Annotated in this window: 16 protein-coding genes, 1 tRNA gene, 2 rRNA genes, 1 other RNA gene and 1 other annotated feature; of the genes, 4 read left to right on the top strand and 16 right to left on the bottom strand. The window is 37.4% G+C overall.

The genetic code is table 11. The features are described 5' to 3' along the window. The 8 genes from WAX78_RS24860 to tadA all read right to left on the bottom strand — a co-directional run. A 16S ribosomal RNA gene (locus tag WAX78_RS24860) occupies positions 1-124 on the bottom strand; the annotation flags it as partial. 235 nt (positions 125-359) lie between these two features. Then, positions 360-629 carry a pro-sigmaK processing inhibitor BofA family protein gene (locus WAX78_RS24855; protein WP_336484652.1) on the bottom strand — a complete coding sequence of 90 codons (270 nt, stop codon included), beginning with the start codon at positions 627-629 and terminating at the stop codon, positions 360-362. Positions 630-754: 125 nt separating this feature from the next. After that, positions 755-976 (bottom strand): YaaL family protein, encoded by a 222-nt coding sequence (locus WAX78_RS24850; protein WP_336484651.1) that lies wholly within the window; start codon positions 974-976, stop codon positions 755-757. A gap of 18 nt (positions 977-994) precedes the next feature. Continuing rightward, positions 995-1,591 (bottom strand): recombination protein RecR, encoded by a 597-nt coding sequence (gene recR, locus WAX78_RS24845; protein WP_098310719.1) that lies wholly within the window; start codon positions 1,589-1,591, stop codon positions 995-997. 14 nt (positions 1,592-1,605) lie between these two features. Then, positions 1,606-1,932 carry a YbaB/EbfC family nucleoid-associated protein gene (locus WAX78_RS24840; protein ID WP_336484653.1) on the bottom strand — a complete coding sequence of 109 codons (327 nt, stop codon included), beginning with the start codon at positions 1,930-1,932 and terminating at the stop codon, positions 1,606-1,608. A gap of 74 nt (positions 1,933-2,006) precedes the next feature. Then, complete coding sequence (dnaX, locus tag WAX78_RS24835) at positions 2,007-3,686, bottom strand: DNA polymerase III subunit gamma/tau (RefSeq protein ID WP_336484650.1); 1,680 nt, start codon at positions 3,684-3,686, stop codon at positions 2,007-2,009. 273 nt (positions 3,687-3,959) lie between these two features. After that, positions 3,960-4,224, bottom strand: an RNA gene (gene ffs, locus WAX78_RS24830) — signal recognition particle sRNA large type. A gap of 77 nt (positions 4,225-4,301) precedes the next feature. Further along, positions 4,302-4,799, bottom strand: coding sequence for a tRNA adenosine(34) deaminase TadA (tadA, locus tag WAX78_RS24825; RefSeq protein WP_336484649.1), 498 nt, complete (start codon positions 4,797-4,799; stop codon positions 4,302-4,304). 73 nt (positions 4,800-4,872) lie between these two features. On the opposite strand from tadA, the gene WAX78_RS24820 reads away from it, so the two are divergent. The 3 genes from WAX78_RS24820 to WAX78_RS24810 all read left to right on the top strand — a co-directional run bounded on the left by WAX78_RS24820 (position 4,873) and on the right by WAX78_RS24810 (position 6,839). Beyond that, positions 4,873-5,409, top strand: a complete 537-nt coding sequence (locus WAX78_RS24820; protein ID WP_336484648.1) for a cysteine hydrolase family protein — start codon at positions 4,873-4,875, stop codon at positions 5,407-5,409. Positions 5,410-5,532: 123 nt separating this feature from the next. Further along, entirely contained in the window at positions 5,533-6,168 is a 636-nt protein-coding gene (locus WAX78_RS24815) for a deoxynucleoside kinase (RefSeq protein ID WP_336484647.1), read from the top strand. Positions 6,169-6,170: 2 nt separating this feature from the next. After that, positions 6,171-6,839: a deoxynucleoside kinase gene (locus WAX78_RS24810; protein ID WP_336484646.1), complete on the top strand. Its 669-nt coding sequence runs from the start codon at positions 6,171-6,173 to the stop codon at positions 6,837-6,839. Positions 6,840-6,875: 36 nt separating this feature from the next. On the opposite strand, the gene WAX78_RS24805 is transcribed toward WAX78_RS24810, so the two are convergent. The 7 genes from WAX78_RS24805 to guaB all read right to left on the bottom strand — a co-directional run bounded on the left by WAX78_RS24805 (position 6,876) and on the right by guaB (position 13,881). Further along, entirely contained in the window at positions 6,876-7,250 is a 375-nt protein-coding gene (locus WAX78_RS24805) for a DUF3797 domain-containing protein (protein WP_336484645.1), read from the bottom strand. A gap of 165 nt (positions 7,251-7,415) precedes the next feature. Next, positions 7,416-7,508, bottom strand: a tRNA-Ser gene (locus WAX78_RS24800). A 224-nt stretch (positions 7,509-7,732) separates the two neighbouring features. Further along, positions 7,733-9,007 (bottom strand): serine--tRNA ligase, encoded by a 1,275-nt coding sequence (serS, locus tag WAX78_RS24795; protein WP_336484644.1) that lies wholly within the window; start codon positions 9,005-9,007, stop codon positions 7,733-7,735. 52 nt (positions 9,008-9,059) lie between these two features. After that, positions 9,060-9,281 (bottom strand) — a binding site (T-box leader). A 54-nt stretch (positions 9,282-9,335) separates the two neighbouring features. Then, positions 9,336-9,926 (bottom strand): pyridoxal 5'-phosphate synthase glutaminase subunit PdxT, encoded by a 591-nt coding sequence (gene pdxT, locus WAX78_RS24790; protein ID WP_336484643.1) that lies wholly within the window; start codon positions 9,924-9,926, stop codon positions 9,336-9,338. Positions 9,927-9,943: 17 nt separating this feature from the next. Further along, positions 9,944-10,831: a pyridoxal 5'-phosphate synthase lyase subunit PdxS gene (gene pdxS / locus WAX78_RS24785; RefSeq protein ID WP_098310709.1), complete on the bottom strand. Its 888-nt coding sequence runs from the start codon at positions 10,829-10,831 to the stop codon at positions 9,944-9,946. A 162-nt stretch (positions 10,832-10,993) separates the two neighbouring features. Next, positions 10,994-12,313: a D-alanyl-D-alanine carboxypeptidase family protein gene (locus WAX78_RS24780; protein ID WP_336484642.1), complete on the bottom strand. Its 1,320-nt coding sequence runs from the start codon at positions 12,311-12,313 to the stop codon at positions 10,994-10,996. Positions 12,314-12,417: 104 nt separating this feature from the next. After that, positions 12,418-13,881, bottom strand: coding sequence for an IMP dehydrogenase (gene guaB / locus WAX78_RS24775; protein ID WP_336484641.1), 1,464 nt, complete (start codon positions 13,879-13,881; stop codon positions 12,418-12,420). A gap of 116 nt (positions 13,882-13,997) precedes the next feature. On the opposite strand from guaB, the gene WAX78_RS24770 reads away from it, so the two are divergent. Then, entirely contained in the window at positions 13,998-14,984 is a 987-nt protein-coding gene (locus tag WAX78_RS24770) for a YaaC family protein (RefSeq protein ID WP_336484640.1), read from the top strand. A gap of 39 nt (positions 14,985-15,023) precedes the next feature. Here WAX78_RS24770 and rrf read toward each other — a convergent pair. Further along, a 5S ribosomal RNA gene (gene rrf / locus WAX78_RS24765) occupies positions 15,024-15,139 on the bottom strand. Between the last annotated feature and the right edge of the window lie 8 nt (positions 15,140-15,147).

The raw sequence follows: 15,147 nt of genomic DNA, 5'->3' as shown, positions 1-15,147 counted from the left end.
TACGTGTTACTCACCCGTCCGCCGCTAACTTCTTAAGAGCAAGCTCTTAATCGGTTCGCTCGACTTGCATGTATTAGGCACGCCGCCAGCGTTCATCCTGAGCCAGGATCAAACTCTCCAATAAAGTGTTTGTCTAGCATCATAAATAAAAATTGACGTTTCACGTTGTTTGTTTCGTTTAGTTTTCAAAGTTCAACATCGCGTTTCAGCGACTTTTATAATGTATCACATCTAATTCTAAGTGTCAACTTCTTTTTTCTTTTGTCGTTGACGACGTTTATTAATTTACCATATTAATAGTTTGTACGTCAATACTTTTTCAAAAAAAGAATACCAGGCTAGAAAACATAACGTTTCTTCTAGCCTGGTAAAACATATAATTTAATAACTATAAGTGCACCGACACCTGGTAAACCTAAAAAACCCGAAATAAATGTAGTACCGACATTAATAGGCAGATGAAAGTTAAATTGCGTCCCCACTACATTGACAGCAAACAGCAACAAAGCTCCTATTACAATTTTGACGAGCGGCCTTCCTATAAAACGAAAAGACTTCATAGGAGCACCTAAAATTAATAAAAGAAAGATTAACGTTAATATACCACCAATAATCAAACGTTGTTCCATACTGTCCTCTCCCTTATACCTTGTACACTATATTTGTATGGAAAAAAGAAAAAAAAAGACCGTTAAAATTTTTTCTTTAAAATAAAAAGTCGAGCGGAACATGCATGTTCCGCTCGACTTCTCCTTTACAACCGTTCCATTTTCACAGGACGTCTTTTCGCTTCCTTCAATAGATAAAAATATTTCGCTTCCGCTAATTTCAAATGACACAGTACATCTTCTGAAGGCTCAATACTTTGTGCTACAATTCTTCTTTGACGCATCCATTCTACCTTCACTTGTTCTAGCAACGCGATTAACTTTTCGTCATATTCTTTGCGCAAATTCCCTTTTTTCTGAAAAAGCATCTCTATTTCTCCTACTTATTATAATTCCCTGCGGCCCTCTAACGCCTTTGATAACGTTACTTCATCCGCGTATTCTAAATCACCGCCAACCGGTAGCCCATGTGCAATACGCGTCACTTTAATACCAGTCGGCTTTAACAGGCGAGAAATGTACATCGCTGTCGCTTCTCCTTCAATGTTCGGGTTTGTCGCCAAAATAACTTCTTGTACTGTTTCATCGTGCAGTCGCTTTAACAACTGAGGGATATTGATATCTTCCGGGCCAATTCCTTCCATTGGGGAAATGGCACCATTTAATACATGATATACTCCCTGATATTCTTTCATCTTCTCCATTGCAATGACATCTTTCGGCTCTTGCACAACGCAAACAATCGATTGATCACGATGAGAGTCATCACAAATATAACAAGGATCTTTATCTGTTATATGGCCGCAAATAGAGCAATATGTTAAGTTTCGCTTTGCATTTACAAGCGACTTCGCAAAATCTAATACATCATCTTCTTTCATATCCAATACGAAAAAGGCCAGGCGAACAGCTGTTTTCGGTCCGATTCCTGGCAATTTCATAAAGCTATCAATCAGCTTTGAGATTGGTTCTGGGTAGTGCATCTATGACCAGCCTCCTAGAACATACCGCCCGGTAAATTCAATCCTTTTGTAAATTGTCCCATTGTAGAAGCTGATAGCTCTTCTGCTTTCTTTAATGCATCATTCGTTGCAGCTAATACAAGGTCTTGTAACATTTCAATATCTTCTGGATCTACAACTTCTTCTTTAATTTGCACTTCTAAAATTTGCTTATGTCCATTTGCGATAACTGTTACCATGCCACCGCCAGCTGTTCCCTCAACTGTTTTTTCACCAAGTTCCTCTTGCGCTTTCGCCATTTGTTTTTGCATTTTCTGCATTTGTTTCATCATGTTATTCATATTTCCCATTCCACCACGCATCATAATAATTCCTCCTAATTGTTTCTTAATGAATGTTTATCGTTTAATAAAGAAAAATCCATTTAAGACGTGTTTTACTCTCTTATTTCAATTAATTGTTCTCCCACAATCTTTACAGCTTCTTCGATAAGAGGGTCTTTCGGCTTTTCAGCTTCCTCCGAAGGACTACCTTCATGCTGTAAGAAACCCTCACGAATTTTTCCCCATTCACTTTTTGGGATTGCAATCATTTGCAACCTCTTTCCAAACAGTTCAAAGAGAATTTGCTCTACCGTATCTGTTGCCTCACGATTTTCACTCGCCATTTTACAATGTATTTCATACTTAAAAGCAAGAACATAAGAAGTAGTAGAAGCTGCGACCGGCTCACTGTTTTCTAATAAAACCGCATAAGCAACTTTATTAGAATTTTTCAATCGCTCTAACAGTTCACCCCACGCACTCTTTAGTTGCTCTAAATCTTTACGAGTCGCTTGTTTTAACACTTCATGAACACGCCCAACTGGTATTTTCATGCTACCAGAACGAGTCGGCTTCGGTGTAACCTTTGTTTCTTTCACTTCTTGTTGCATAGGTACACCATGCTGCTTCATATTTTCTAATTCCTGTTCTAGTTGCTGCATTCTTTGTAAAACAGCTTGCAAACGATCCGCTCCATTTGCTTTCATCGCAAATTGCTGACACAGTTGCACCATAACCACCTCTAAAAAAATACGAGGATGGTTTGTCCATTTCATTTCTTGTTGGCTTTTACTAAGCGTATGAATAATTTCATAAATCATTTCAGGCTGCATATCCTGACTTAACTTACGAAATGAATCATCAACAATAACTCTCTCTAGCATGTCCTCTAACTGAGGCGAAGTTTGATATAAAAGCATATCTCGATAATAGTAAATGAAGTCTTCCATGAAGCGAAGCGGATCTTTCCCTTGATTCATAATATCATCAACAATACGCAGCGCTTTGGATACATCATTTTCATAGATGCACCCTACAAGGTTTGCTAAATATCGCTGTGAAACAGAACCTGTAACCGCTAATACATCTTCTACTGTTACCACTTCATCACTATAAGAAATAGCTTGATCAATTAAACTTAATGCATCACGCATACCACCTTCTGCGGCACGCGCTACAATTTGAAGAGCTTCTTCGTCCACTTTCGTTCCTTCGTTGTTTACAACAGTTGTTAATCGTTCGACAATATCATGCACTGATATTTTTCGAAATTCAAAACGCTGACAACGAGAAATAATTGTTGGTGGAATTTTATGCGGTTCTGTCGTTGCTAAAATAAAGATAACATGCTGCGGAGGTTCTTCTAATGTTTTTAATAACGCATTAAAAGCACCCATAGAGAGCATGTGAACTTCATCAATAATATATACTTTATAGCTAACTTCGCTTGGAGCATACTTTACTTTATCTCTTATATCTCGAATTTCATCTACACCGTTATTCGAAGCCGCGTCAATTTCTAATACATCTGAAATAGCCCCCTGCGTAATTCCTAAGCATGCAGGACATTCATTACAAGGTTCAGCTGTAGGAGCATGCTCACAGTTGATTGCTTTGGCAAATACCTTTGCAATTGTTGTTTTCCCTGTTCCTCTCGGTCCGGAAAACACATAGGCATGTGATGCTTTCTCTTGAAGAAGAGCATTTTGCAACGTTTTCGTTACGTGCTTTTGACCGACTACATCTTCAAATTTTTGCGGCCTCCATGTTCGGTATAACGCCTGGTATGACACGAAAATACGGCCTCCCCCAAAGGTTATTATCTCAGTTATCTCGCTATTTTTGAACAGCAATCCCCGGCTCAAACTAAAGAAATTAGATGGGAGATAGACTGCCCGTAAAAGCCCGATTCGTTCGACTGATAATTAGTAAAGTATAAAAAATCACCCACTAATTAAAGTTTCATCTTATTATAACCCATTCTGATTATAGATTCCAAAAGTTATTTTCTATACAAAAAACCCACCCTATTCATATAGGATGAGCTTTATATGCATATATAACTGCCGTGCACCTTCTGTCGATTACGTACCATAAGCGTTACTTAAGCAGTTAGCTCGGTTCAGGCACTCCTGCGGCACACGAGAAGACCCGCTTATTGCTGCTTCCTTCCGGACCTGACAAGGTTCACGGGGTCCCGTTGCGCAGGACCCAAACGTCAACACCACTTACTTAAGGCAGACCCTACAGTAGCATAACCTCGAGAAGGGATTCGGCCTCGCTAGAGCGGATTGCGAGTACAGGGCACCGCTACCTCCCCGCTTAGCACGGCAAAGTTAAAACCATATTTAGTTGCCTTATCTGAAGGCAATATCAGTATAACTTGTTTCCTAAAAAATTGCAACGTGTTAACAAAGACTATTTTTATCCAGATTTTCCTTCTCTTTCTTCCTCTTTTTGCGTAGTTCTCGGAAAAAGGTTGTTAATAAGGCTCCACACTCTTCTTCTAATACACCAACCACAACTTCAGATTGATGATTAAACCTTTCCTCTGTTAATAAATTCATTAATGTACCAGCACATCCACCTTTTGGGTCACTCGCTCCATATACAACACGTTTTACACGCGATAACACAATTGCACCAGCACACATTGGACACGGCTCTAATGTGACATATAGGGTTGCATTTTCCAAACGCCACGTCCCTAACTTTTTGCACGCATCATCAATCGCTAACAATTCAGCGTGCGCAATTGACCGTTGCTCTGTTTCACGCAAGTTATGCGCACGACTTACTACCTCACCGTCCACTACAACAACTGCACCAATTGGTACTTCTTGTATTTCTTCAGCCTTTTTTGCTTCCTCTATCGCGAGCTTCATAAAATAAATATCTTCTTCCATAACAAAATCCTTTCATCACAAATAACTTTTCTATATTCAATCCAATCTAAGGAGAAAGGAAAGGAGATTACATATGAAAAATACAGCACTTCTTATCATCGATATGATTAATGATTTTCAATTTTCACATGGACCTATCTTAGCACGAAAATGCAAAAATATTACAGAATCTATTTTAGAACTCAAACAAAAAATGAAAAACTCTGGCTGTCCAATTATTTATGTAAATGATCATTATCATTTATGGAGAGCTGACATCAATGAACTTATTACCTATTGCACAAATGAATATAGCCAAGAAATTATAAAAAAAATAGCACCCTCAAACGATGATTATATTTTTATTAAACCACATTATTCTGCTTTTTATGAAACCCCCTTAAATTCATTGTTGGGTCATTTAAAGATAGAAAACCTTATTTTAACAGGGGTAGCTGGAAATATATGCATTCTTTTTACCGCGAATGACGCTCATATGAGAAATTATCAATTATATGTACCTGAAGATTGCATTGCATCCAATTGCGACCAAGATAATAAACACGCCCTGCACATCATGCAAGCAACTTTAAAAGCAAATACTTCTCCATCAATTCATTTAAAGGTGTAATACCATAAATTGATTTTCTAACTTTTTATGAAAACTAGCCCTTTCTGCCTCCTCTTATGCTACAATAATTCTGTTTTGTGCTTTTTATTAGTGCTAAATTATGTTTTGGAAGGAGGCAACAGCGTGACCGGAGTACCATTTATTACGGTCGAAGGACCAATTGGTGTCGGAAAAACTTCACTCGCGAAAGCGATATCGACTCACATGCAACTCCATTTATTGAAAGAAATCGTTGATGAGAATCCTTTCTTAGGCAAGTTCTACGAAGACATCCAAGAATGGAGTTTTCAAACAGAAATGTTTTTCCTCTGCAACCGTTACAAGCAACTAGAAGACATCGATACAAAATATTTAAAACAACATATGCCTGTTGTAGCAGATTACCATATATTCAAAAATTTAATTTTTGCATCTCGAACATTACAGGGTTCCCAGTATGAGAAATACATGCAAATTTATCGTATTTTAACACAAGATATGCCCGTTCCAAACGTCATCGTGTATATAACAGCAAGCTTAGAAACACTACAAAAACGAATTGCCCTGCGCGGACGGGAATTCGAAAAAAATATAGATCCGAATTATTTATTACAACTCATTGAAGATTACGAAGCGGCAATGGAAGCTTTCAAACAAGATCATCCGAGCATCCCCGTACTAAAATTCAACGGAGATAATATGGATTTTGTGAAAAACGAATCGGACTTAAACGTAATCTTATCAGCATTACAAAATACACTGACGAAGGAGATTAACTAGTAATGAATTTGAGACAAAAATATGATATTCCAAATGACGCTGTTATTACGATTGCAGGAACAGTTGGTGTCGGAAAATCTACAATGACAAATGCACTAGCAAACGCGCTTGGTTACCGTACATCATTTGAAAAAGTAGACTCCAATCCATATCTAGACAAATTTTATGGTGATTTCACACGTTGGAGCTTCCACTTACAAGTTTATTTCTTAGCTGAACGCTTTAAAGAACAAAAAAGAATTTTCGAATATGGCGGAGGATTTATTCAAGACCGTTCTATTTATGAAGACACAGGAATTTTTGCAAAAATGCATTATGAAAAAGGAACAATGACCACTACGGATTATGAAACATATAAAAGCTTATTCGATGCAATGGTTATGACACCCTACTTCCCACACCCTAATTTACTCATTTATTTAGAAGGGTCGTTCGAAGATATCGTAGATCGTATTAAAGAACGCGGAAGACCTATGGAACAGCAAACACCGATTGAGTATTGGGAAGAAATGCATGCACGCTATGAAAATTGGATTAATGATTTTAATGCTTGCCCTGTGCTGCGTCTTAATATTAATGAATATGATATTTTACAAAATGAAAATTCAATTGAACCTATCATTAAGAAAATTGGTCACTTCTTACAACAAACACGTAAACTTGTAAAATAAAAAACCCGTGCAATCGCACGGGTTTTTCCTATGAACTTAGTTTTTCTTTTTGGTCGGAGCAATAATCTCACTCTCTGATTTTCCGGCGTTAATGCGCTGACGTACAGTACTTACACTAAGATCATACGCTTCAGCAATTTCCTTTACCGTCATTTCTGTCCCGTTAATAACAGCAGTAATTACTTTACGTTTTGCAGCTGCTTGTTTTTCGATTTGTTTTGGTGCTTCTACTTTCTTCACTTCTTGTTTCACATCACAGATGCAACCACTAAGTTTACGAAATGTTTCATCACTTACAATACGAGATACGTTTGCAGCACTGTTTAAAATCTTATTTTTCTTGCAAACGGGGCATTGTACATAGTATAGTGTTTTTCCGTCAAGCGGAAACGTTTGTATAATAATATCCATGGTAGCTCCTTTCATATCTATGAAGATAATCATCGGAATATGAGTGTTTCTATAAGAGATGAAATCCTCTATATGCTACTTCCTGAGTGGTTAAAATAAAAACTCGTTACGTGTTGGTAACGAGTTCTCCAATCTCCACTTATATGCGCTGTTGTCAATTATATATGGCGGAGGAAGAGGGATTCGAACCCCCGCGCGGCTCGCACCGCCTGTCGGTTTTCAAGACCGATCCCTTCAGCCAGACTTGGGTATTCCTCCGTATTCACATGACATGAAATATAATATCAAAAGAAAAACAGTTCGTCAACCCTACTATAATAGAAAAGGAAAGAGATTTTTTCTCTATCCTTTTCCCATTCTCATACAATCTATCCTAATCTTCTAATTAACAGTAAGATCATTAGTGTTAAATATATCTCTTCTCTTGTTAAAAATTCCACTTTATTCTTACTGGATAACAAGAGATGTATATGAATAAAACTTTATTTAATTACTGTTTTCCCTCCCATATAAGGACGAAGAACTTCTGGAATGATAATAGAACCATCTTCTTGTTGGTAGTTTTCTAAAATTGCTGCAACTGTACGTCCAATTGCAAGCCCAGATCCATTTAGTGTATGAACAGGTTCTGGTTTAGCATTCGGCTCACGACGGAAACGAATGTTTGCACGTCTTGCTTGGAAAGCTTCAAAGTTACTACAAGAAGAAATTTCACGATATGTACCGTAGCTAGGAATCCATACTTCGATATCGTATTTCTTCGCTGCTGTAAATCCTAAATCTCCTGTACACATGCTCATAACACGATATGGTAGACCTAATAATTGTAATACGCGTTCTGCATCATTTGTTAATTTTTCTAATTCTTCATAAGAATCTTCTGGTTTCACAAATTTTACAAGCTCAACTTTATTAAATTGATGCTGACGAATTAAACCACGTGTATCACGACCAGCTGAACCTGCTTCAGAACGGAAGCACGCACTAAATGCTGCATAACGAATTGGCAATTGGTCTGCACTTAAAATCTCATCACGATGCATATTTGTTACAGGTACTTCAGCTGTAGGAATCAAGAAATAGTCTTCACTTTCAATACGGAATGCATCTTCTTCAAATTTTGGAAGCTGTCCTGTCCCTGTCATACTTGCACGATTTACCATATATGGAGGTAACACTTCTTCATAGCCGTGTTCTTCTGTATGGAGATCAAGCATAAAACTAATTAAAGCACGTTCTAACTTTGCACCTGCACCTTTAGAAAATACAAAACGGCTTCCCGTTACTTTAGCAGCACGCTCGAAATCTAAAATTCCTAGGTCAGTTGCAAGATCCCAGTGAGGTTTTGGTTCAAAATTAAACTCTTTTACCTCTCCCCAAGTACGTGCTACCACGTTATCATCCTCTGTTTCACCAATTGGTGCAGATTCATGTGGGATATTTGGAATAGAAAGCATTAATCTTTCTAAATCTTCTTCAACTGTACGAAGCTCATTATCAAGATCCTTTACTTTTTCTCCTACTTCACGCATCTCTAAAATTAGTGCCTCAGCATCTTTCTTTTCACGTTTTAACACAGAGATCTGTTGAGATACTTCATTACGTTTACTTTTCAATTCCTCTGTTTGAACAAGTAACTCTCTTCTTCTTGTATCTAATTCTTCAAAACGACCGAAATCAGTTAAATCTTCCCCTCTATGCTGTAATTTTGCTTTTACTTCTTCAAAATTCGCACGTAAAAATTTAATATCAAGCATTATATATTCCTCCTTTTGTTTTATAAAACACAAAAAACTCCCGTCCCTGTAAAAAAGGGACGGGAGTTAACCCGCGTTGCCACCCTAGTTGAAAGCACCATTGCTTTCCTCTCAAGTAGAAATAACGGCTCTTCACCGGAAATGCTTACTAATCATAAAGATATTCCACATTCCATTCCAGGATGGATTCACAAACTGTTTCTATCGGTTTCCACCAACCACCGACTCTCTATAAGAAACAACATTTGTTACTACTTCCTATCAACACGCTGATTTTATAAAATTATTATCATCAATTTACTATAATCTTACACAAGTTGCAAGTTACTTATACAACTTTTTTCATTTTTGCTTCTTTCACCATCTCTACGAAATAAGCTGTAACACGATGATCATCTGTTAGCTCTGGATGGAACGAAGCTGCTAATAAATGATTTTGTCGAACCGCTACCATGCGGTCTTCATGTGTACATAATACTTCTACATGATCTTCTACATCTACAACATATGGCGCACGAATAAATACACCGATAAAGTCTTCGCCTACACCTTTCATAGAAAGGGCAGCCTCAAAGCTATCTTTTTGACGACCAAATGCATTTCGTTCTACGGTAATATCCATTGCACCAATATGTGATTCTTCATATCCAATAAGGTTCTTTGCAAGTAAAATCATACCTGCACATGTACCAAACATCGGTTTTCCTGTTTTAGAAAATTCACGAAGAGGTTCCATGAAACCATATTTATCAATAAGACGGCGCATTGTTGTGCTTTCACCGCCTGGTAAAATAAGTCCATCTACTTCCTCTAGCTGCTCTGTACGTTTCACAATAACAGCTTGTGCACCACTCGCTTCTATTGCACGTACATGTTCACGAACAGCCCCTTGAAGTCCCAATACACCGATTGTAATCATTTTAAAAACTCCTTTAATTACCAACCGCGCTCTTGCATGCGTTGTTCTGGTAATAATGTTGAAATTTCAACACCTTTCATTGCATTACCTAGCCCTTTAGAAAGGCGAGCAATTAATTCATAATCTTCATAATGTGTTGTCGCTTCAACAATTGCGCGTGCAAATTTTTCTGGATTTTCTGATTTGAAAATACCAGAACCTACGAATACCCCATCTGCACCAAGTTGCATCATTAATGCAGCATCAGCTGGAGTTGCAACGCCGCCTGCTGCAAAGTTTACAACTGGTAAACGACCAAGGCGTTTAATTTCAAGTAATACTTCATAAGGAGCACCAGTGTTTTTTGCGTATGTCATTAATTCATCTTCGCGCAGATTCGCAACTTGACGAATTTCTGCGTTTACTTGACGCATATGACGTACAGCTTCTACAATATTCCCTGTGCCAGGCTCACCTTTTGTACGAAGCATAGATGCACCTTCAGCAATACGACGTGCTGCTTCGCCAATATCACGACATCCACATACAAACGGAACAGTGTAATCACGTTTATTTAAATGGTACACTTCATCAGCCGGAGTTAATACTTCACTCTCATCAATATAGTCTACCCCTAATGATTCAAGTACACGTGCTTCCACAAGATGGCCAATACGACATTTTGCCATAACTGGAATTGATACAGCACCCATTACTTCTTCTACAATTGTTGGATCTGCCATACGCGAAACGCCACCTGCTGCACGAATATCAGCTGGAACACGTTCTAGTGCCATAACAGCAACCGCACCTGCTGCTTCTGCAATTTTTGCTTGCTCAGCGTTGACTACGTCCATAATGACGCCGCCTTTTTGCATTTCTGCCATTCCACGTTTTACACGCTCTGTCCCTGTTACATTGATCATGTACAAAAACCCCCCTAGGTGAATTGCTTTTCCCCGTTCACGACGAAAAGTAAGAATACTCTTACATTCTACCATTACTTATTAGAGGCTTGTCTACTATTTTTTTTTGATGTAATCGATGCCAAAAACAAGAAATAAAAAAAAGCCCCCTATGGGGAGCTCTTAGAACCAACCTTTTACAGTATCAACTGTACTATGCCATATACCACTAAAGAAAGAACCAACGCTTCGCATAGAAAGAACAAACCAATTCGCTTTCTCTACTTCTTGTTTTGTTACAAGGTCTACTTGCATTGACTTACCAGTTAAAAATCCTACATCATTTGCATCTTTTGCTGATACAGTCATATAACCAACTGTCGTACCTTTTTTGATTGGCGCTTCATTCTTCTTATTTACTGCTTTGAAATCCGTTTTGTAAACATCTTTACTTCCTTTTGGCATTGGAAGCACAACTTCTTCCTTCGTTTGCACTGCTACATCTGTATCTTTTGCTTTATCCACATGAACTGTTTCATGCCCTTTTACTTGAGAATTTTTCGGATATACTGTTTTCGTTTGGAAATTTGTAAAACCATAATCAAATAGTTTCTTTGTTTCTGCAAAACGTGCTGTGTGAGAATTCGTTTTAATAACAACAGAAATTAAACGCATACCATTACGTTCTGCTGTACCTGTAAAACAATCTCCAGCTTCTGGAGTAGAACCTGTTTTCAGACCATCTACTCCTTCATATTGCATAACTAACCCAGGTAACATCCAGTTCCAGTTATCCATTTTTATTGGATATTTTCCGCCTTCTTGGAATGTCTTTTTCGGAATCTTAGATGTCTCTAACGTTTCTGGATACTCTTTAATTAAATGTTGCGCTAAGATTGCACAATCTCTAGCAGACATTTTATTCTCTTCATCCGGAGTTGTCCCTTCAGGCTGTCTCCCTTTTAAATCTTTATTTGTTAATCCTGTACAGTTTACAAATTTATAGTTCGTTAATCCAAGTTCTTTCGCTTTGTCATTCATCATCTTAACAAAGTTCGCTTCTGAACCGCCGATTAATTCAGCTAAGGCAATCGTTGCACCATTTGCAGAATAAATTGCCATTGCCTCGTATAACTCTTTTACAGTATAAGTACCGCCATTTTCTAAAGGAACATTTGATAAAGAGCGATCTTGTGAAATAAAATGAGCATATTCAGAAATCTTTGTTTTTTGATCCCACTTAATTTTTCCTTTTGCGACTGCATCATGAACTAAATACTCACTCATTATTTTTGTCATACTCGCAATTGCTAATAGTTCGTCTGGATTTTTTTGATATAAAATTTTTCCAGAATTCGCTTCCACTAAAATCGCCGCACCTGCTTCAACATTCAAAGGAGCATTTGTTTCTGCAAATGCACTGCTGTATGTAAAAAACATGCTGCAAAATAGTGTAAGTACTGTTACAATCGCAAGTATTTGTTTACGGAACATACCTGTCACTTTTGTTACCCCCAATATATTTGTACTCACATAAACGTTATTCTAACACAATCAAAAAAAAATAGACAGGGATACTAAACCTCTGTCTATTTCGATATCCGACATTATAATGAATAGTTTGGTGATTCTTTTGTAATTTGTACATCATGCGGGTGACTTTCACGTAATCCAGCACCTGACATACGGATAAACTGTGCATTTTCACGTAAGAACGGTAAATCAGCTGCACCGCAATATCCCATACCTGCACGTAATCCACCAACTAATTGATGTACCGTATCTGCTAAAGGACCTTTAAATGGAACACGGCCTTCGATTCCTTCTGGAACAAGTTTTTTATTGCCTTCTTGGAAGTAACGATCTTTACTTCCTTTTTCCATCGCTCCAACAGAACCCATACCGCGGTATACTTTAAATTGACGACCTTGGTAAATTTCTGTATCTCCAGGGCTTTCTGCTACACCGGCAAAAATACTTCCAAGCATAACAACGTGTGCACCTGCTGCTAATGCTTTTACAATATCACCAGAATATTTAATTCCACCATCAGCAATAACTGGAACACCGTATTTACGAGCTTCTGTCGCACAGTCATATACTGCTGTTAACTGAGGAACGCCAACACCAGCTACAACGCGTGTTGTACAAATAGAACCTGGTCCAATACCAACCTTAACAATATTTGCACCTGCTTCAATTAATTCACGAGTTGCTTCCGCTGTCGCAACGTTACCAGCGATAATATTTAATTTTGGATACTTTTCACGAACTTCTCTCACTTTGTCTAATACACCTTGGGAATGTCCATGAGCTGTATCAATAACAATTACATCAACATTTGCTTTTACTAATGCATCGATGCGTTGCATTGCATCAGCTGTTACTCCAACAGCTGCACCTACTAATAAACGACCTTGTTTATCTTTCGCAGAGTTTGGAAACTCGATTACTTTTTCAATATCTTTAATTGTAATCAAGCCTTGTAATACACCGTTATCATCAACAAGAGGGAGTTTTTCAATTTTATGTTTCTGTAAGATTTTTTCAGCATCTTCTAGTGTAGTATGAACTGGCGCTGTAATTAAATGCTCTTTTGTCATTACATCGGAAATCTTAATTGAATAATCCTGGATAAAACGCATATCACGATTTGTAATAATTCCTACAAGCTTTCGCTCTTCTCCGTCATTTACAATTGGAACACCTGAAATGCGGTATTTTCCCATCAAATGTTCTGCATCATATACTTGATGGTCTGGAGTTAAAAAGAAAGGATCAGTAATAACGCCGCTTTCAGAACGTTTTACTTTGTCGACCTGCTCGGCTTGTTGCTCAATAGACATATTCTTATGAATAATACCTAATCCACCTTGACGAGCCATTGCGATAGCCATATCAGCTTCTGTTACCGTATCCATACCAGCACTAATTAAAGGGATGTTTAATTGTAAACTTTCAGATAAAACTGTTTTCACGCTTACTTCTCTTGGTAATACATCGGATCTAGCTGGTACAAGTAATACATCATCAAACGTTAAACCTTCTTTAACAAATTTAGATTCCCACATAAATGATTCCCCCCATGATACCTGAAATTATTATTAGTAGCTTAACAATTGGTTAAAATACTGTCAAGAAAGACAGCATATGTTAGAATTTTCTAAAAACAAAAGGAGAGTATACAATGCAGCATTCATCAATCATTTGGCAGAAATTAAGCTTCTTCCTTTCTTCTACTCACACACAACATTATCTTACCCATTGCTATAAAAAATTAGGTAATATAAATACTGAGAAGAAAAGCTTTGAAAATTGTTATCCATTTATTTATTACTTAGAGCATGGAAAAAATTACTACGATTTGTGTCATACTGCTCCGCTTTCCATAAAACCAGTATTATTGTTTTATGGAATGAGCCAGCTACTAAAAGCTTGTTTACTTACAGTCGATCCTAATTATCCGGAATCAACTTCTGTATTAGCACATGGGGTCACAACAAGAAAGCGAAAAAAACAAAGCTATCAGTTTATAGATGATGAAGTTAAAATACAAAAACATGGATTATTTACTCAAGTTGCGGAACAAATGTTTCATGTGAAACATTTAGAGGGAGAAAAATATACAATGGGAGAGTTACTGCAACGAATCGCAGAACTAAAGGAATTATTCCTATACAGTAAAAGAAGAAATAGGCTATATAAACTAAAAGAGGTGACAGAGGATATCTTTACTTTTCCTACTCATGTTTTAGATGCTTTTCATATGACAGAAGAACGTTTTATACGACATATGGAGGGAACTTGCAAACATCTTAACGTTCGATATACAAACGTTAAAGAAGATGAATCATACTTACATTTCACAGCACCTATTAGACAATGGAATCCATTATACAGTGCGCCTCTTACATATAATCACTATACAAATACTTATTATTTACCTGCCAATGGCGATACAGCTCCTATTTTCCCAGAATTACTTACGCATTATCTTCTGCTTTATAACTTAAGTATGATTTCACGTTATGAAACAGATTGGTGGTACGATTTACTTGGAAGTTATTCTTCTGAAGATTATCCGTTTATTTTTCAATTTTTAGCTGTTACAGCAGAAAAAGTACCACACTATATTTATTTATATTTAATGAATCAACATAATGCTATTTCTTAGGAAATAAAAAAGACGAGTCCAATGACTCGTCTTTCGTTTGCCTGGCAACGTCCTACTCTCACAGGGACAAAGTCCCAACTACCATCGGCGCTAGAGAGCTTAACTTCCGTGTTCGGTATGGGAACGGGTGTGACCTCTCTGCCATCATTACCAGACTTATGAA

The organism is Bacillus yunxiaonensis, assembly GCF_037104695.1.
In the GTDB taxonomy this organism is placed as follows: domain Bacteria; phylum Bacillota; class Bacilli; order Bacillales; family Bacillaceae_G; genus Bacillus_A; species Bacillus_A yunxiaonensis.
The sequence above is the reverse complement of the archived record's forward strand: the minus strand, read 5'-3'. Positions and strand labels throughout refer to the sequence as shown.